This window comes from Methanobrevibacter sp., assembly GCF_015062935.1.
Lineage (GTDB): Archaea > Methanobacteriota > Methanobacteria > Methanobacteriales > Methanobacteriaceae > Methanocatella.
Genome location: NZ_SUTM01000010.1, coordinates 61,586 through 82,525, shown reverse-complemented (window position 1 = coordinate 82,525; position 20,940 = coordinate 61,586). Strand labels below are relative to the sequence as shown.

At 35.3% G+C, this 20,940-nt stretch carries 12 protein-coding genes; 7 read left to right on the top strand and 5 right to left on the bottom strand.

The window, feature by feature from the left end:
* Window positions 1–25: 25 nt before the first annotated feature.
* Window positions 26–217 carry a hypothetical protein gene (locus E7Z81_RS06350; protein WP_292601247.1) on the top strand — a complete coding sequence of 64 codons (192 nt, stop codon included), beginning with the start codon at window positions 26–28 and terminating at the stop codon, window positions 215–217.
* Window positions 218–226: 9 nt separating this feature from the next.
* Complete coding sequence (locus tag E7Z81_RS06345) at window positions 227–499, top strand: hypothetical protein (protein WP_292745479.1); 273 nt, start codon at window positions 227–229, stop codon at window positions 497–499.
* Here the strand turns inward: E7Z81_RS06345 and E7Z81_RS06340 are convergent.
* The 4 genes from E7Z81_RS06340 to E7Z81_RS06325 all read right to left on the bottom strand — a co-directional run bounded on the left by E7Z81_RS06340 (window position 491) and on the right by E7Z81_RS06325 (window position 2,829).
* A complete protein-coding gene (locus E7Z81_RS06340; protein WP_292745477.1) occupies window positions 491–769 on the bottom strand; it encodes a hypothetical protein in 279 nt (92 codons plus the stop codon). The genes E7Z81_RS06345 and E7Z81_RS06340 overlap by 9 nt on opposite strands.
* The gene (locus tag E7Z81_RS06335) at window positions 769–1,212 is read right to left on the bottom strand and encodes a hypothetical protein (protein WP_292745475.1); all 444 of its coding nucleotides are present in this window, start codon (window positions 1,210–1,212) and stop codon (window positions 769–771) included. The genes E7Z81_RS06340 and E7Z81_RS06335 overlap by 1 nt, the downstream gene beginning before the upstream one ends.
* Window positions 1,212–1,670 carry a hypothetical protein gene (locus E7Z81_RS06330; RefSeq protein ID WP_292745473.1) on the bottom strand — a complete coding sequence of 153 codons (459 nt, stop codon included), beginning with the start codon at window positions 1,668–1,670 and terminating at the stop codon, window positions 1,212–1,214. Before E7Z81_RS06330 ends, E7Z81_RS06335 begins: the two co-directional genes overlap by 1 nt.
* Window positions 1,671–1,878: 208 nt before the next feature.
* Entirely contained in the window at window positions 1,879–2,829 is a 951-nt protein-coding gene (locus E7Z81_RS06325; RefSeq protein WP_292745471.1) for a ketopantoate reductase family protein, read from the bottom strand.
* 217 nt (window positions 2,830–3,046) lie between these two features.
* Here E7Z81_RS06325 and E7Z81_RS06320 point away from each other — a divergent pair, with 217 nt between their 5' ends.
* On the top strand, window positions 3,047–4,486 hold the full coding sequence (locus tag E7Z81_RS06320; RefSeq protein WP_292745469.1) for a hypothetical protein: 1,440 nt from the start codon (window positions 3,047–3,049) through the stop codon (window positions 4,484–4,486).
* A gap of 14 nt (window positions 4,487–4,500) precedes the next feature.
* On the opposite strand, the gene E7Z81_RS06315 is transcribed toward E7Z81_RS06320, so the two are convergent.
* Window positions 4,501–5,004 carry a hypothetical protein gene (locus tag E7Z81_RS06315; RefSeq protein ID WP_292745467.1) on the bottom strand — a complete coding sequence of 168 codons (504 nt, stop codon included), beginning with the start codon at window positions 5,002–5,004 and terminating at the stop codon, window positions 4,501–4,503.
* Window positions 5,005–5,302: 298 nt separating this feature from the next.
* Here E7Z81_RS06315 and E7Z81_RS06310 point away from each other — a divergent pair, with 298 nt between their 5' ends.
* The 4 genes from E7Z81_RS06310 (at window position 5,303) to E7Z81_RS06295 (ending at window position 20,914) form a co-directional block, all read left to right on the top strand.
* Window positions 5,303–7,039 (top strand): Na+/H+ antiporter NhaC family protein, encoded by a 1,737-nt coding sequence (locus E7Z81_RS06310; protein WP_292745465.1) that lies wholly within the window; start codon window positions 5,303–5,305, stop codon window positions 7,037–7,039.
* 273 nt (window positions 7,040–7,312) lie between these two features.
* A complete protein-coding gene (locus E7Z81_RS06305) occupies window positions 7,313–13,159 on the top strand; it encodes an Ig-like domain repeat protein (RefSeq protein WP_292745463.1) in 5,847 nt (1,948 codons plus the stop codon).
* 302 nt (window positions 13,160–13,461) lie between these two features.
* Window positions 13,462–15,690, top strand: a complete 2,229-nt coding sequence (locus E7Z81_RS06300; RefSeq protein WP_292745461.1) for a hypothetical protein — start codon at window positions 13,462–13,464, stop codon at window positions 15,688–15,690.
* A gap of 10 nt (window positions 15,691–15,700) precedes the next feature.
* Window positions 15,701–20,914, top strand: a complete 5,214-nt coding sequence (locus E7Z81_RS06295; RefSeq protein WP_292745459.1) for a right-handed parallel beta-helix repeat-containing protein — start codon at window positions 15,701–15,703, stop codon at window positions 20,912–20,914.
* The last annotated feature ends 26 nt before the right edge of the window (window positions 20,915–20,940 follow it).

The following is a 20,940-nucleotide window of genomic DNA, read 5'->3' as shown; positions in this document are numbered from 1 at the left end:
TTATAATTAGTTAAGGAGGATTCTCATGTTTTATAGTACAATAATGAAAATCGATTCAATTGACAGATTAAGAGATATCAGGGATGCATTACTTGTAGAGCAAGGAATCAACCCAACCCGTCAAGGTGAACAGGCCATAAAAGTTGTAGTTGAAAGAATTGATGAAATTCAAGCTACTCTAGATAAATCCGCTACAAAAAATTTAAACAGAAGATAAGTGATTTTTGTGATAAGGCGTGTAAGCAGTAGTAGGCGTCTTTTAAGAAAAAGAATGTACAGAGCGCCGCATACTAGAAATAGAATTTCCACATATTATCGTGAAAACAAGAATTTGGCAAAACCCCATCAGGACCAGTACAAAGGAATCTATGGGCCAAATATAAAACGCAAAAAGAGACCTAAACGTGAAGTCGAAAAAGGTTTCAAAATGTCCTACAGATACAAGTATTACAAAAAGGACATTGTAGAAGAAGACGAAATAGAAGAAGAATTAGAATGATTCTTCTAATAATTCTTTTTTTGAAATAAATTTATTTTCATCGTGAATATTTAAAATAATGCCGCTGAAAGCATCATCATTTCGTGAAAGCTCCTGGAAAAGATGAAGGGAAACTTCACAGGGTTCATAATCTGCAAGTTCGAGATACTCAAAACCCTTCTCATATTCTTTCTTGTCGCTGAAGACAATTATTCTAAAATCATCAAGGCTTCCGCAGACAAGAAAGTCCCTTTCATGATCCTCACCAATTGCAGGACATATGAATTTCATTAAAAACACCCGTTTTTATCCATATTGAAGTTCTGTGAGTGAGGATTTATAACAAATCCTTCAAAAAACTCATCATCTTCACCGATTTGTGAAATGTCATCAGGAGTAATGACTTTCATTTCAAGCTTGTCCAAAAACAGCTTGGATATTTTAGAGCTTCCCAGTGCATATTCCCTCATGTCAGTAAATATCGGAATGATATACTGCCTGTGAGGTTCCTTGACAATCAGCTTGACGAATTCACCCTTCTCATCAATCAGGGTAAAGTAAATCTCCTGCTTGTAGGCTTTTTTGATATTTGCTTTAACCGGTTCAAGCTCGATAGCATCTTCATTTCTAAGCTTTTTAACCATGTCAGCGTAAACCTGAATGTATTCCTTAAGCTGGCTTTTGGAAGCTTTAACGTTGTTTTTCTGATAATCTTCGTAATCGCTTAACTTCATTATTCATCACTGCAGTCGTGAACTTCCTCTGCAAAAATTACAAAATCACATTGAGGAGCGTTAATGGCCAATCCTAAAAATTCTTCATCTTCAGCATATGCCTGAACGATAGCATTTCCATTAGCTTTATCACATTTGAATGTAGCTTCACCGGATTCTGTTTCAAATGATTCGATAGCTTTCCTAGCTTCTTCCTCATCAGTGTAAACAGGGATTAAAAATTCTTCCTTGTCATCATCTTCATCGCTGATGATAAGTGCAATGACCTCTTCATCTTCGGTATCTGCATTGTATACAATAGTGAATTCTTCGTTGTAGACCATATGATCGATTTCATGACCCATATCATGTAATTTTTCAGCAATTTCTTCAAATTCTTCAGATTCATCATCTTCGATTTCATCTAGCTTTTCTTCAAGTTCAATGTACTCTTCGATTAATTCTTTAAGTTCGCTCATAAAAATCACTTTAAATAATTAATTTCATAAAAATAAGTTCTTTAAAAACAAATGAACATTCTCTTCCTAAACACCACTAAAGGAATACAAACGAATGCTCATTTCAACCATCACCATTGTTCATATTATAAAAAAATAGTATATAACAATATGAACAATACTATTTTATATCTTCCACCTATATAAAGTTTTAGGATAATTAGCTATTTTAGAAGTCATTTTCAATTGATTTTATCAGATTATAAATAATTTTGTTGGTACTTACGTCTATTTCATATTTTTCGCCCAACTCAATTACCTTGCCGTTGAGGGTATCGATTTCGGTTCTGATTTTTCTTTTTATGTCTGCATGTGTTGATGAGAAATGGGAGTATGTATCCGGAACCAGCTTTGAGTAGAAAAGCTTTCTGTACTCATCGGGACCATCCCATAATGTTTCATATTCGCTTGCATTTATGACTTCAAAAATCTCATCGATGATACGGTTCATGATTTCTACGGAATACTCACTTTCGGTGAGCTTTCCATAGTTTACATCCAGAATGGCTCCAAGAGGATTCATGGCACAGTTATAAAGCATTTTCGCCCAAAGGTACTTGTCCACCTCATCTGTAAGCTCACACCTGATTCCTGATGAGGTAATCATATCTGCAACAGGCTTTAAATCCTTAGGGTCCTGATTTTGAAGAGATCCTATAAGAATAGGTTCGGTATACACTGTAACCTCGCTTATGTGTCTTTTGTGTCTTGCAAATCCTGTAATAAGCCTTGCGCAGAACACTTCACTTTTTTTAAAGTATCTCAGATATGCTTCATCGTTTCCAAAACCGTTCTGGAATATGATAATCTTGAAGTTGTCTTTCAGGATATCCCTGTGACGGTCCAGCTTTTGGGAGATATCTGAGTTGGCTGTTGTCTTTGATGTGATGAAAATGTAGTCAAAGGAATTTTTGGCAATGTCTTCATAATCATCATAGACTGTCACTTCATCGCCTGAAAATGAGTAGTGTGTAAAAAGTCCGCATCTTTCAATTCCGTTTTTCCGTATTGCCTCTGCGGTACGGCCTCTTGCAAAAAGTGAAACATTTGCATTTTGTGACATCATGGATGCAGCAAGGCCTATTCCGACCGCTCCGGCTCCAATTACTAAAACATTCATTGATTAGACATATATTATTTATACAATATATATTTTATAAATAAGCTGTATATGATAATAAAATGTTTAGTTATGCCTAATTTTTCATTATTTTGGCATGACTAAGATTTTATATTTTTATTTGGCTAAAAAAAGAATAGAAAAACGATGGTTTTAAATATAATTAAGTTACAATATAATTTTAATAAATTTATTTTTGTATTGAGGGGATGATTTCATGGCCGAAAGAGAATATATAATAAAGGATGACAATACCCAAAAGGTCTTTCTCTCCGAGGATACGCTGGATGTTGTGGAAATCCTTGAGAAATACTATGGGTATATTCTTGACGCTCTGCGTGAGGAGGGAATAATTCTCAAGGCACATGAATGCAGCCTCTTCAAGGAGCTGGTTTTCGAAAACAGGGTTGTGGGATTCTGCTCATATGACTTTTCAAGGCAGTTCATCACCGTAGCGTTAAACAACGTTTATGTTCTTCCGGAGTTTCGGGGAAACGGAATATTTCATGAAGAGCTTCTAAAGACCATGAAGGAACATAACAAGCCGAGCATCATGGAGCCGACAAGACTTGTCGTTGAACTTCTGATAAAATACGGACTTGCAAAAAGGATTTCTGAAGGAATCGTTGCAAGCTCTCTTGAATTCATCATTCCGGGAAACCATGTCCTTTCAAATGCAGAGTATGATTCATCCGAAGAGCTTTCAACACACTTTTACGATCTCGATACCTGTGCAAGCATTCATTTTCTGGATTTGGAAAACAACAGAATTGCATACAGCGAACCCCTCAACCACGACATAATACACTATGACTGCATGGAAAGGCGTAAGGTATTGGATGAAAGCTATTTTGACGCCCTCAGGCAGATTTTCATCTCAAGGGATGTGGAGATAATGAATGTGATTTTGGATTTGGAGGACAGCCTTCCTGTAATGTCATATTCCCTTGAGGATGTTGTGGGAGAAGGTGATGAATTCTCACCGTACATTGAAACCCTGATTGACGATGCCCACATAACCTATGACCAGGCATTAAGAATAAAGCAGCAGATTACAGAAGAGTATGAAGCGGGAATGATTTTAAACGAATCCCTGTTCATACGACTGGCATATCTTTTCGGAGACCGTGTTGAGCCTTCAATCAAATCCCACAGCGATGTGTGTCCATACTGCAGCATGCCAATTGACAGCCATGACAAGTTCTGCCACTTCTGCGGTCTGAACCTGAAATATGATCCTGATGAAATGTTTGACAGTTTCATGGACTATCTTTCAGATTCCAATATCGAGCTTAATGAGGATATCAGATTTGTAGCATACAAGTTTTTAAAGCTGATAAGACAGGGAATCGATGTTGAATATTCAATATATACAATAGAGCACAGCTATGGTATCGAATGGTCCATACTGAAACGTTATCTTGAGGAAAGCCTGTATTTTGCTGATGGAAGAGTCACTGAAAAAGGCCTGACTTTCATGGATAACCATCCGCTGGAAATCTATGACATGTATTGCCTGAATATGGTTGATTACACTGATTTTGAAAAATATTATTATGAAAATCAAAATTTAAATAAAAAAGAAATAGTTTTAAATTACCTGAGGCAATTTAACGGGGAGTATGAAGATATAATTGATGAAATTGAAGATAAGTAATATCTTGAATTCATCTATTTGGAACCTATAGCGTCAATGACATTTTTACAGTGGTTTATGAAGTAGTCACTGTTTTCATATGAAATGCCTTCACCTGAAATCAGGAAGTTCTGGTTGTCCTTGCTGAAGTATATGTCTGCACTATATGATTCGCTGCCTTCATTGTACAGGAAGTAGGTTGTCACTCCGTTTTGGTCAATAGTCTGATTTGAAGTGTAGCGTCCTGAACTCAACAGGCCTGATGCAATATCTGCAACGCTTTGGCTGTTGTCAACGGTTGAAACGTTTATTGTCATGTTGTAGTTTGCATCCCTGTAGCTAACGGCAGTATCATTGATTTTATTGTCGGTAAAGTTATCAATCTTAGGGAAATTTATGTTGCCCGTGCTGATGCCTGCGTTGGCATTATCAGTAGTGTTTAGAGCGGTTGAATCTCCAAAAGGCAGATTGTTGGCGCCGACATTAATACCGATATATAAAATTATCAATATAACGAGTAATGCATAAAGTTTTTTCATTATTTTTTCACCTATTTTAAGATATTGTTTTTAAACTATATAATTATTCTTTTTATCAAATCCTTTTTTTAGAAGATATGTGGGCTAGTGATTGTTATGTTTAGCATTTTTTTGTAAAATCAAATAAATATACATTTATATTAAAAAGAATAAATAATAATTTATATAATTCAAATAATTTAAATTAAAATTGAATTAATCCGTTTCATTTATTAAAAATTATTTGGAATGTGAATAATGTTCAATAATTTTGTATTATATTTATGAATTATTTAAAAAAGAGGAAAATGGTGTGATTATGGATAGAAATTTAAGGATAGGTATCATAACAGCTGGTTCTTTAATAGCTCTATTTTTATTATCACTGTGGATTTCAAGAACACCTGCCGGTGCAGACAATTCTGTTAGATTTGGTATATTGACATTACTGCCACCTCTGGTAGCAATTATACTTGCATTCATAACAAAAGAAACAATTCTGTCATTGTTTATTGGTGTTTTCGTTGGAGAATTCATGCTGTGTTCAACAGATTTGAACATCATCTCAACAATAGTCAATGCATTCCTTAACATGGCATCACAGATTATTACCTGTATGGCCGACCCATGGAATGCAGGTATTATTCTTCAATGTCTCCTTATCGGAGGGGTCATCCAGCTGATAACTAAAATGGGTGGGGCGAAAGCTCTTGCGGATGCATTTGCAAAAAGAGCTAACACTCCAAGAAAAGCTCAACTGTTCACCTGGTTATTAGGATTATGTGTATTCTTTGACGATTATGCGAACTCACTTATTGTCGGTCCTATCATGAGGCCGGTAATGGACAAACTTAAAGTATCAAGAGAAAAATTAGCATTTGTAGTTGACGCAACTGCAGCTCCTGTTGCAGGTATTGCAATCATTTCCACATGGATTGGTCTTGAAATCAGTTTAATCGCTGCAGGTTTCCAATCTGTAGGTGTGGCAAATGCTACCGGTTTCGGAATATTCTTGCAAACAATTCCATACAGGTTCTACAACATCTTTATCTTAATTTTCATTGTAATTTCAGCAGCTACATTATACGAATTCGGTCCAATGAAAAAAGCGGAACAAAAAGCACGTGCTAGAAAAGACGATGAACCTGTCACTGCTGCAGAAGCTCCTGGTTTTGATGAAGTAAAACCGGTTGAAGGAATCAAATTATCCGTATGGAATGCTATCATTCCAATTCTTACCTTGATTGTAGGTGCACTTATCGCATTCTACTGGAGCGGATACACCACCATCTTGGGCGGTGAAGATCAGGCATTAATTACATTAATGAAAACAGCTCCATTATCATTCAACGGTATTTTCGAAGCATTATCTGCATCAGACGCATCTGTTGCACTGTTCCAGGCTGCACTTTTAGCATCCATCGTTGCAATCGTCATGGCAGTAGGTGAAAAAATACTCACAATCGAAGATGCAATATCTGAATGGATCGGTGGTATGAAAACAATCGTTATTACCGGTGTAATTCTGCTTCTTGCATGGTCCTTAGGTGGAGTAATCGGAGATGTCGGTACTGCAGATTACCTTGTAGGTGTTTTAAGCGGATCATTACCTGCATTCATTGTTCCTACACTTATCTTTGTTTTAGGAGCGCTGATTTCATTTGCAACAGGTACAGCTTACGGTACAATGAGTATCTTAATGCCTCTCGCAATTCCTTTAGGATGGGCAGTAAGTTCAGGAGACATGAGCTTTACAGTTGTCTGTACAAGTGGTGTACTTACAGGTGCTATTTTCGGAGACCACTGTTCACCGATTTCAGATACCACAATTCTCTCATCAATGGGAACAAGCTGTAACCACATAGACCACGTTCAAACACAAATCTACTATGCAATATTTGTAGCTGTTATTGCAGTAGTTTTAGGTTACCTGCCTGCAGGATTTGGAGTACCATGGTACATCTGTATCCCAATAGGTGTTGTAGCAATGTATGTTGGTCTTAAAATACTTGGTGAAAAAGTAGATTTCGATGAAGTTGAGGAAACGGCCTCATAACTTCATTTTCTTTTTTTTTTTATTAGCTGTTGATTTTTTTAAAAACTTTTACTCAACTCTTTATTAAATTTATCTATTTTTAAACAGAATTAAAAATTCACAACTAACTTTCGTAGAAAATTTCAAATTAACAAAGTTTTTGAAAGAGTCCGAATTTAGAAAAAAATGAATTTTAATCCGTTTTTTAGCTTTTTTTACAATTAAGTTAATATATGTTAAACATATAAATATAATATATTAATGAAAATTATTTAAATAATTCCGGTGTTTTTAATGAAATTTAAACAGATAATATTAATTGTTTGCATTATGGCATGCATATGTTTAAGTGCATCGGCCGTTTTTGCAAATGATACTGTAAATGAAACGTTAAGTCAAGGAGACTTAGCTTTAGACGAGCTTCAAGTAAGCAGTAATGAATTAAACAGCACTGATGATAAGCTTGGAGATGTAATATCCTCCAATGTGATTTATTTTGATGCTTCAGCAAGTGCGGATGGTGTTGGTACCCTGGAAAATCCTTATAAAGTTTATAAATCAGACAGGATAAAATTTGGTACTACTGCTTATTTTGCAGATGGTGTTTATGACATAACCGATTCAACTTCCATTTATTCATCATCCAAATATCAAATAAAATTCATTGGTGCAAGCGCTGATAAGACAATTTTAAGGTCTGCTTTAACAAATAAGTTTGATTTTACAGTAACTGACAATTCTTATTTTGTTTTGAAAGACTTGACACTTGTAGGTGTTCACATTAACAATCAGGCTAATTTAATTGCAGATAATGTCATATTTACAGACAGTACACGCTTCAATCCAAATTATCCACCAACATTATCATATTATCATAATTCTAAAGTGTATGATTCCACTTTCGGAGGAGTAATTATCTGTGATACTCCTACCAATAAGGTAACTACTTTGAATTTAACTAACTGTAATTTCAACAATAATGATGTGTTATCTGGTGGTGTAATAGCAGCTTACAATACAAATGCATACCTTCAAAACTGTGAGTTTTACAATTCCTCAGCAGATAATTTTGGAGGTGCTATTTACAGCATAAAATCCACTTTCAATATTTATGATACAACTTTTGAGCTTAACAACGCTAAATATGGTGGAGCAATATATACAAATGCAAGTACTTTTAATTTAAAGGATTCACAATTTAAACAATCACAGGCTATAAGCTTTGGTGGTGCAATAGCTTCCTTTTTCAGCCAAATTGGTATCAATAATGTTGATTTCAATGATTATGCTTCCTTAAACGATGCTGGAGGAGCAATCTATTCTACAGGAGGATCAGTAACAGTAGATGGTTCTTCATTCAAAGACGGCCACTCAGATTTTGGTGGTGCAATCTGTAATTTAAAAGCAGATTTAACTATTAAAAATTCAGATTTCATCAACAACTACGCAACCCACTACGGAGGTTCAATATACAACATGTACGGAAGTGTAGCACTCACCGGAAATAACTTCAACAACACCCGTGCAAGCAGTGGTGGAAGCGTATTTAACAGACTTTCAGATTCATTCAATTTAAAAAACAACAAATTTACACTTTCAACAGCAGATGAAGGTGAATTGGTATTCATCGACGGAAACAAAGTTGATGTTGTAGAAAGCGGAAATACCTATGACAGTTCTTATGTGCTGTTAAAATATGGAAACCTTTATGATATCGATTATTTCAAGGATGTTCCTATAATTGCAGTTTCACCTGAACCATTTGATGCCGTACCGATTTCATACGATGCAAGAAAATACGGTTACATTACTTCAGTTAAAGACCAGGGTCAGGGAGGTAACTGTTGGGCATTTTCAGGTATTGCAACATTGGAAGCATGCCTTAAAAAAGCAACAGGAATCGATTATGACTTTTCAGAAGAAAACGTTAAAAACTTAATGTATGAATATTCCCTCTTTGATTTGGATACTGGAGTAGCTAGCGGTGGAAACCTCTACATGTTCATAGCTTATTTGGCAAGCTGGTTCGGTCCAACTTATGATGTAAATGATGTTTATGATGAATATTCCTCATTATCCGCATTATATGATGCAATAGTACACGTTCAGAATGTTTATATCCTGCCGGAAAGAACAAGTTTCTATGATAATGAACATATCAAAAAGGCAGTACTTAATTATGGTGCAGTTTCAATTGGTATTGACTTGCCATCAGGTGTAGGTCACGCAGTTACCATCGTCGGATGGGATGATGAATATACCAGTACAGACTTTTTAGGAAACAAAGCAGTAGGTGCATGGATAATCAAAAACAGCTGGGGTTCCAGTTGGGGATATAACGGTTACGGATACCTCTCTTACCAACAGTCAATAAGTTTCGGATACACATTCATTTTTGACGATGACAGAGGATACAGCAATGTATACCAATACGACTTTGAAGGTAAAAGCGGTTACCATACAACTAATTCCAATCAGGTATTCATAAAAAATCAGTTCACAGCCGAAAATGATGAAATTCTATCAGCTGTTTCAACATATTTCGATGAACCTGCAAATTACACAGTCTCAATATACCTAAACGGAAAACAGGTCACAACTCAGGACGGAATTTCTGAAGAAATGGGATACTATACAATACCTCTCAATGATGAGATTGAACTGAAAAAAGGAGATACCTTTGAAGTTGTTGTCAAATTCAATGGAAAATATGGTTTTTTCCCTGTTTGTACAGCAGATGAAATAAATAAAATGAACTTTGGCGAGGGCATTTCATTTTATAGTGCTGACGGCAAGACTTGGGGAGATTTATATAAAGACATTCATGGAGTAGCATGTATAAAAGCATTCACCCATTCAAAAACTTTATCCGATGTATCACTTGCTCTTGATCAATCCGGAGGCACAGAATCCAATCCGTTCGGCAATATCAACCTTGGTGATGTAATCAATATTCAATTAGCTCTTCCACAGGAATTCATAGCTGACGGAAACAAACAGACTTTGGACGGTCTTGTAAAATTCACTATTGACGGTAAAAACTATTTTGCAACAGTAGAAAACGGAAAAGCATGCCTAAACATTTCTTTCGAACAGGAAGGAGTGCATAATGTATCAGCACAGTTCATATCCAGCAGAGCAGCTTCCAAAAGTATAAACTTCACTGTTAATGTAGTTAAAACCGCACAGACAGATTTACACATTATTGCAAATGACGTATCCAAATTCTATGGAGGGTCTGAAACATATAGTGTCACATTAAACAAGGATGGTAAAGTGTTAAGTGGGGTAAATGTTAGAATTTTAGTGGATGATAAAGAATACTCTGTAGAAAAAACCGATGCTAACGGGCAAATTATTATTGATTTCGATTTACCTGTTGGAACTTACTATGTATCTGCAATATACGGAGGTAAAACCACAACATCCAAATTTACAGTATTGTCAACAATCAATGTTGAGGACATTTCTCAGGAATATGGTGATTCTGAAATTTCAGCATCATTTTTAAAAACTGATGGTAATGCACTTACAAATGCACAAGTTTCATTCAATATTGAACTTTATGGCGTATATTCCACTTTTAATGAGAAAGTTGATGCCACTACCAATGTAGCAGGTATTGCCATCTCTCAAATTATTTTACCTGCATCTAAATATACTGTATCAGTTGTAAACCCTGTAAGTGGTGAGAAAAAACAATTTATATTGGATATTTTACCAATTGATACCAAATGTTCAGTTTCTGTCACCCAAACAGCTTCTACTATAACATTCAGTGCAATTATAGATTCTGATGCAGTCATAACCAAATATGTACGTTTTGATCAAAATAACCCTTATGTTAATTTCCTCGTTAGCGGCAATGTTTTTAAAGCTGATGCAGGTTTAATTAATGTACAGGGTGAGAACAAGACTTTCCTTTCATCCAGTGTAACTATTGGTAGGTTATCTGTAGGAGATTATGAGGTTTCTGCAATCTTTTCAGGTGACGGTAATTTCAAAGTTTCATCAGACTCCGAAACATTTTCAGTCTCTGATCCAAATCCAAATAAGTTAACTTCAACAATCTATGTATGTTCCTATGGTAATGCAGGAACCATAGTCCAGGTGACTGATGGAAGTGGTAATAATGTCCAAGGTGAATTAGTATATGCAACAGTTGCAAATCAAACAGTTAGTGCTATAACTGATGATAATGGACAGGCCAGATTTGAATTTGCTGATTTGGAAGTTGGAGATTATCAGGTATTCTTTGAATATAAAGGTCAGACACTCATGAATTATCTTTTTGTTCATTCAACAATTGACATGTCTGCTTTAAGCGGCCAATATTTAAATTCAAAAGTAGGTGCAACTTTCCGTAATTTCAATACCAATCTTTTAGCAAACGAAGATGTCAAATTCATAATTAACGGTAAGGAATACAGTGCAGTCACTGATGCTAACGGATATGCTGCTGTCGATGTTGATTTACCTGTTGGAACTCACTCCGTTACAGCTGTAAATCTGTACACTAATGAGAGAAAACATTCAAAAATAACAATCTATAAAACAACACCTTCCATTAAAATTTCAAAATACAAACGTGGAGATTCTGTATTTATTACAGCCACTTTGGAACATACCTCTGCAATTGGTAATGTAGTATTTACAATGGATTCAAATAAGTATGTCTCCACAATAAAAAACGGTGAAGCAATACTTGCACTGATTGTTCTTGATGAAGGTTCACATGAAGTATATGCAAACTATATCGGGGATCCTAACTTCAACAACATTCTTTCAACCACTTTGAAATTTGACTATGAAAAAACAAACTATACTCTGTCTGCTCAGCCAGTATCAAAATATTACAGCGGCAGTGATAAATTCAAAGTTACATTAAATAACTTCAACAGACCTGTCAGCGGTGAAATAATCAATGTTGTTATTGGTGATAAAGTATACAACCTTACAACTGACAGCAATGGTGTAGCTACATTCAATGGTATACTTGAATCCGGAAGTCATACTGTTATCTGTACTTTTGAAGATAAAATTATATCATCAGAAATTGTAGTAAGACCAACAATAACTGTTACAAGCAGTACTGTTGGCCAGTCAGTTTCAAAACTCACTGCAGAATTCAGGGATGCAACAGGCAATCTTTTAAAAAATAAGGAAGTTACCTTCAAAGTAGGTTCTAAAGAATTTAAAAAGACAACAGATGCTAATGGAGTTGCAACTCTAGATTCAGGTCTGGATAAAGGAAGCTATAATGTTACTATCATAAATCCGGTTACTGGTGAAACAAAAGTTTCAGGATTAACAATTATCAAATCAACTCCTGCACTTAGTTTATCTACAGTTAAACAGGATGGTGTAAATGTACTTAAAGCAGTTTTACCGAAAGATGCTACAGGATATGTTGAATTTGTTCTGGATAATGTAGACCAGTATGAATATGAACTTGAAGGCGGACAATGTATTCTTGACGGTATCGGTCCTGGCGAGTATGATGTTGTTGCAACATATCACGGAAATGATGCATACAATGAAGTTTCACAGTCACATAAATTTATAGTTTACAGGGTTGCAGCTGTTTTAACTGCTACTGGTGTTACAACCACTTACGGAACCAGCAAAAAGATTGTCATGACATTGAAGGATACCAGGGGAGATGTTTTAGTTGGAAGAACAATTCTCATTACTTTAAACAATAAGGTGTATCATACAATAGTTTCATCTGACGGGGATGCTGTCTTTTCTGTTCCTGCATCATTGGCTCCAAAGACCTATACTGCAAAAGTTACTTTTGCCGGTGAAGACGTCATTGGCAGTGCGACCAAAACTGTTAAAGTTGTTGTGAAAAAGGCAACTGTGAAATTAACCGCAGCTAAAAAAACCTTTAAGGTAAAGGATAAAACCAAAAAATATGTTGTTACCTTAAAAACTAATAAAAACAAGGTTTATAAAAAACAGAAGATCACTATTAAAGTTAAAGGTAAAACATATAAGGCAACTACCAACACTAAAGGACAAGCAACCTTTAAACTTAACAAGTTAACTAAAAAAGGTTCATTTAGTGCTACTGTCACATTTGCTGGAAATACCTATTACAACAAATTAATCAAGAAAGTAAAAATCACTGTTAAATAAGTGATTTTTCCTTATTTTTTTATTTTTTTCATTGTTTGTAAAAGTATTTAAACATTGATTTACAAAATATATTTAACTAATTTTTTTTCATAGGTGTGTGTCAGAGCGGTCAAATGAGATAGGTTCAGGGCCTATTGCTTAGTGCTTCGTGGGTTCGAATCCCATCACACCTACTTAACTTACATTAACATTATTTTTTTTGAAAATTGATTTGATTTAAAAAAATTGAACAAAACCAAAAATATTTATTATATTATTAAAATAAAATTTAATTATAATAAATATTTTGAGGTTATAATTTGATGAAATTTAAATACACGATAATCTTGATGATACTGTTATGTTTTTTCATCTCTCTTGCAAGTGTAACGGCAAGCGATGAAACTGGCATTGACAATATCACTTTGATTAATGAAGAATCATCTGGCCTGGAAATTTCCAATTCAGACCAACTGAATGAAAATTTCGAAAGTTTAGATGATTTAAATAACAGAATTCAAAATTCCACAGCAGGTGAAACTGTAAAAATAGACAATGACATATATGTTTCAAAGAACGCAAAAAGCAGTGGAATTGAAATATTTAATAATATAACTGTTGACGGTCAAGGTCACACTATCGACGGAAACGAATCAGAAATGGATTTTCTCTTTAGAATCCATTCAGATAATGTGACCTTAAAGAATATAGTCTTTAAAAACTGGAACTTTACACATTCATATAATCTTATAGAATGGTTCTGTGACAACGGTAAATTGGAAAACTGCACATTCTTTAACAATTCCGCAATTTACGGGGGTGCTGTTGACTGGACAGGAGTTAACGGTTTAATGATTAACTGTAAGTTTATCAATAATACTGCAGATGAAGGCGGTGCGATATACTGGTACGGTATTTGCGGTACAATTACAAACTGTGAATTTATAAATAATTCCGCAAGTTGTGGTGGTGCAGTATATATCACAGGAAGAAATACTAAAATAGATAAAAGTATCTTTAAAAATAATAAAGCAGAAGGTGACGGAGGAGCAATATATGCCGATGGACTTGATTTTATATTGTCTCAATCTAACTTAATCAATAATTCTGCAGATAACGGCGGTGCTATTTACTCAACATCATATCCGACCAGTATTATAGAATCCAATTTCACCCTAAACAATGCAAACGATACTGCAGGAGCAGTTTACTGCTCAGGTGATTCATGCGTAATTAATCAGTCTGTTTTTAAAAACAATTCCGCTAATGTTGCCGGAGCTGTTTATGGTGATGTAAATGATGAGCTTTCAATATATTTATCACAGTTTGTTGGAAACTCTGCTATAGAATATGGTGGAGCCGTAATGGCTGAAGACTTAAGTGTTGTTGCAAATTCAACATTCGTTAATAACAAGGCTCAAACAGGCGGAGCAGTATATTCAGACTCTGAAACCTTCTTTGCCAACTCAACTTTCACATCCAACAATGCAGAAATAGGTGGAGCAATCGCAATGGGCGATGGTGAAGTGATAAATTCAACCTTCACATCCAACAATGCAAAAGGATCAGGAGGAGCAGTTGCAGCGGCAGGTGAAGTTCTGGTTAACGGAAGTTCCTTTGCTAAAAATGCTGCAGGTGACGGCAGTAATAATATATTTTCAGATAATGCCAATGTCACAACAGATAACGTAACTTCAGATACTTTGCTTATATCAAAATCCATGGATATTGATGTGGATATTCCTGACATTACCTACGGCAGATCTTTAAATATCAAAGTAGTTTTGCCTGGAAACATTACAACCGGTAAAGTCTATGCAGTAATAGGAAGCAAGTACTATCCACAAAATTTGAAAAGCAATCAGACAGCATTCACCATTTCCGGTTTAAGTGTTGGAAATCACACTGTTTCAATATTTTATGAATGCAGCGAATATAATACTCCTGCAGTCAACTACACTGCAACAGTTCTTAAAAGGAACATTGTCATTACCGCAAAAACAGCCACATTTGTAATTAACTATGCCAAAACATACAGCGTTACAGTTAAATATAAAAACGGCAAGGCAATTTCAGGTGAAAAGGTTACACTTTACATCAGCAATAAGGCAATCAAAACTGTTACAACCAATAAGAATGGTGTAGCCAGCTTTAAAATATATTCAAGCAAATTGAAATCACTTAAAGCAGGCACCAAGACTTTGAAAGTTACCTTAAACAGCAATTACAATCCGAATGTAAAGACTGTTAAGGTAAAAATCAACAAGGAAAAAACCAAAATTGTTGCTAAAAAGAAAACTTTCAAAAAATCCCTTAAAACCAAAAAATACACTATTCAGTTAAAGAACAGCAAAAACAAAGTCATGAAAAAAGTTAAAGTAAAACTTAAAGTTAAAGGTAAAACATATACCGCCAAAACCAATTCCAAAGGAAAAGCAACCTTTAAGATTACAAAACTTAACAAGAAAGGTAAATTTACAGCTAAAATTACTTTTGCAGCTACCAAATATTATAAAGCTACAAGTAAAAGTGTTAAGCTAACAATTAGATGAGGTCATTATTATGAAAACAAAATTAACAGTTATTTGTTTGTTATTATTTGTATTATGCTCACTTTCAACTGTTTGTGCTCAAGATATTAATGACACTCAAATAACAACTGAAGCAGATTCTTCAAATGCATTGGATACACTTCAAACAGCTCAGGATACAGTTCTATCCGACAGCGGTGATGATTTGCAGAAAATCATAAACAATGCATCTGAAGGTTCTACAGTAAAATTAAATAATAGTTATGCTACAACAAAAATTTTAAAGATAGACAAGACAATCACTATTGACGGTGCAGGAAACACTATCGACTGTAAAAACAATCAGATTTATTCCACAAAAGGAGATATAACCTTAAAAAATTTAGTATTCATTAACGGAAAATCAAGTGTCGGTGGAGCTATTTTCATAGCAGGTTCCGCTACATACAACATTATCAACTGTACATTCATAAACAACACTGCAGGCAACATCGGTGGAGCAATCTACAATGATGTAGTGGCAACATTAACAATCACAAATTCAAGATTCATCAATAACTCCGCATCAGTTAGTGGAGGGGCTATAAACTCAAAAGGAGATGTTGTCGTTGAGAATTCTTCATTTATAAGCAATACTGTTTCAAGAGATGGTGGAGCAATCCATGCAGAAAGATCAGTTGATGTTTCAAATTCAGTATTTAATTTAAATAGGGCTTATAATGCAGTTTTTAGTACATATGGTGGAGCTATAAATGCTAAAGAAGAAATATTTGTAAATAACTGTAATTTTACAGAGAATAATGCCTACAAAGGTGGTGCACTCTTCGCATATAAGGATGTTGTGATAGAAAAATCACAGTTCATAAAAAATACTGCAAAAAGCGGCGGAGCTATTGAAGTGTCAAATGATAACCATATCATTATCGAAGGCTCAACATTTAAAGAAAATTCAGCTTCATCAGGTTCCGGAGGAGCACTGCTATCAAACAAATGGGTTCATATAGGAAACTCTGTTTTTGAACAAAACAAAGCTAGTGGCAAAGGAGGAGCTGTTCAGGCAGGATATATTCAGTTCAGCGGTAAAAATTCATTTATAAATAACTCTGCAAACGACCATGGAGGAGCTGTCTACACAGATACTATTGGAAACTCAAATAATAACCTCATATTTACCGGAAACCATGCGGACAGCGACTTCGGTGGTGCAATCTATATCAATAAGAAATCAGGTGACGTTACATTTTCATCATCCGTATTTACAAACAATTATGCTAATGCAGGTGACGGGGGAGCAATATACTCCGACAGCAGTTCAACCAATCTGATACTTTACAACTCCACATTCATTGCTAATCATGCAAGCGGTGGAAAAGAAAAACGTTACGGTGGCGCAGTAAGATCATGTGGAAACGTTTATGTGTCAAATTCTACATTCAAGGACAACTGGGCTGAAAACTACGGTGGAGCAATATATACTGAAACCCTCAACGGAATAACCAATTCAGTATTTATTTCAAATCAGGTCAAAAACGGAGATACCAAAAGGGGAGGTGCTGTTTACATCAACAAGGCATCTACTCTTATAGTAAACGGAAACTACTTTGAAAGCAATGGAGGAGCCACAGAACGTGGAGGAGCAATCTATATTGACTCCAAAGACACTCATTTAAAACTCTACGCTAATGTTTTCCATCAAAACTATGCATCAGATCAGGGAATTTCAGTATTCAACAGCGGTTACTATGATGATGTTTCAGGTAACTGGTGGGGTTCAAACGGTGCTGGAATTTCAAATCAGTTAAAAGAATATCATACTGTCGGAAGTAACTCCGACCACTCAGACAGCAGTCCTCTTGTAGTTTCACTATCAGGAGATAAAAGTTCATATGTGGGAGTCAAAACCAATATAAAAGTTTCATTTACAAAAGATGTCTCATATTACGCTTTGGAAAAAATATCATATTCTTCCAATAAAAAAGGAGATTTCATAACCAAATCCCGAAGTGGAAACGCACTGGAACTGATTTATGTTCCTTCTGAAACAGGAATCCACACATTGAGCTTCACAATCAACTCACAAAAGTTAACATTTGATATAAATGTCACATACATCAGCGTATACGGATATGATTTGGAAAAAACCTACGGAGACAATAAACAATACTCAGCAACATTCAAGGACAAAAACGGCAGCCTTTTAGCTGATGACACTATTGTTGCTTTCTCAGTCAACAACAATACATATACAAGCACTGTTAGTGAAGGAGTTGCCAAGCTCAATGCAAATCTGGAACCTGGAACATACACAGTAAAAGCAATAAACAATGTTACAGGCGAATCATTTACCAACAAAATTACTGTAAAACCTAGAAATGCAGTATTCAATATTCTTGATGACTACTTTACAAAAATAGAAGGCTCAGCAAATGAAACAGTAACATTTAAAATAGCAAACAAGACATTCACAGCCAAAACTTCCGCTGAAGGTATTGCATACTTCACACTGAATGTAACTGCTGGAAACTACACTGTTGAAATAATATACAACGGTCAGACAATCAAAGACCAGATTACTGTTAAAAAACAGTATTCAACTGTAGATTTAGGACTTAACGGTACATCTTACGGAGCTTTACTGCCGATTTATACAAATGAAACATTCATTCACCTAAGCAATGCTTCAATGTACAGTGTCATAGCTGAAAACACTTACAGATACGTCCTGGGTTCAGGAGAAGCATTCATAATGTATAATGCTACTGTCTCAAACAGCCAGGAACTTACAAATCTCTTAAGGAAAATGGCCAGTGCAGACTATAAGGTCGACGTGACCCAAATCAACTTTAAGAAAAACACTTATAAAGTAACTGAGAACTTCTGGAGAGATTCCGAATGGAATTACCTTATTCACTTGACCCATGGAAAAATTATAATCAACGGTGCAGGTTCAACACTTGAAGATGATTATCATCACAATTTCATCAATCTCGAACCAAGTACAAGCATTATCGTCAATAACCTAACATTCAAAAAATTCTACAGGGTATTTGCAAGCAGCGGAGAAGTGTACTGTGAAGACTGCAGTTTCGTTGAAAACAATGCTAAATTCTGGGCTACACAAACTCCGGGTTCTGTAATCTACAACAAAAACAAGGCAACATTCTATAAGTGTGTCTTTAATGGAAACGATAACAGCGGTTCAGGTGACGCCACTCAGGGTGGAGTATTATACGGCGATGCAGGTTCCATTACTAATTTCGCAAAATGTCAGTTCGTAACCAAAAATGACAATATCCGTGCTGCAGATAAAAGTATGGTGGTCATTTATGACGACAATTGGGATACATATGATAAAGTTAAGGAAAACAGTCAGCTGGACATATTGGCTTCATACAGCATAAGACACATTAACACTTTCAACACAAACAATGGTTTTACCAAAAACCTGACTGTAGCTAATAATGAAACTGATTTGACTAATTTATATGAATGGATTAGAGGTTTAAATCAGGCAAATGTAATTAATGTAACATTAAATAAGGCTGCCTATTCAATATCAGCTGATTTCCTTGACAATATTGTTGATAAATATGAATGGCGTAGCGATTATACTTCTTCATGGACTACAGTATTTATACATGAGCGCAGTTTCCTTGATATCAATTCAAAACCTGTTGTAATCAACGGTAACGGCGCAACAATATCAATGACAGGAAACCATGCATACAGTGATTATCACTTTGCATATATTCCGAAATTCGGATCACTTACACTTGTCAACATGACTCTGATAGGTTTCAACTCAGCTATATTCAATTACGGAACATTCATAGCTATCAACTGTACCTTTAAGGACAACATCATGCATCACTTAACCAGGGACGGTGACTATGGAGGTGCAATCAGAAACTATGGTAATGTCTTCTGCTACAATTCATCATTCATAAACAATGGTGCTGTCAAGGGTGGTGCTTATTTCAGTACCGGAAAAACTGCAAATGCAGTATTTTCAAACTGTACATTCTCAGGTAATGTATATAAATCCAACTGGGCTTGGAAAAACAATGATCGAAATGACTTTGATATAGAAGACTACTCCACAGTCAAATTCGTCAACTCCAGAGGATTTTCAGCATCCACAATAGTCACTGAGAAAAACGGACTTTACATGTTCAGGGATAATCTCAACAATTCCGTTTACAATGGTGTAGTGGACAGCCTGGCATCCCTTATGAAAGTTGTAAAGGTTATTAGGGAAAATAACAAATATGATATAATCAATATTACATTTGTCAAAGGAGATTACGGTGTTTTCCCTAATTCCAAAAGCATGTTTGATGCGGATTACGGAAGAGTTATACTGAACGGTAACGGTGCAAAAATATTTGTTCAAAATCCGAAAAATGATGATACAACACAGTTCTTAACCAACACTGTAAGATCACATGTTGAAATAAACAATCTGATAATTGAAGGATTCAACATAGCTATTCAAAATTCAGGTAATGTGATAATCAGAAATTCCGTATTCAATAAAAATATAGTGGACTATAATTTCAAGGCGGATTATGGTGGAGCTATTGTAAATAATGGAATATTGGATGTATTTAACTCCACTTTCACTGGCAACTATGCTAAATATGGTGGAGCAATCTACAATACCGCAACAGCTAAAGTCTTTATGTCAAAGTTCTCTGACAATACTGGATATGATTCAAAATCCAATGTGGACATTTACAATAAGGACGGTTTTGTAGAAGATGTAGTTATCTATGGAACTGCTCACAAGATTGTTGAAAAGCATCCTATGGCTTCCTGGAAAAAGGACCTTATTGGCGGTTCTATAATGGTTGCAACAGCAATTATTACCGCAAATATAGGTGCCGCAATATCTGCAACCGGTGCAACCCTTGCAAACTTCATTTCAATGGGTGTTAATGCAATTGTTGGCGGTGCTTTAGGTGCAATGGAAGGATTTATCTATGCAGATGACAATCAGGATTACAGCAGATTCTGGGGCGATGTCTTGAAAGGAGTATCCAGAGGTATTCAATATTCTGCCTTTGGTAATGCTTTCAATGGAATTAAAACTATAACTCAAGACAAATTTATTGAATTTTCCTTAAAGCAGATTTACACCAAGTTCATAGCAAAAAGTGCAGATCTCGCTCAAAAAATAGCTGCCGATTCCGCAAAAGGAAACTATAACAATATTGTATTCTATTCAATGTTTAAAAATATATGAGTTAATGAAAATTAACTCTCCTTTTC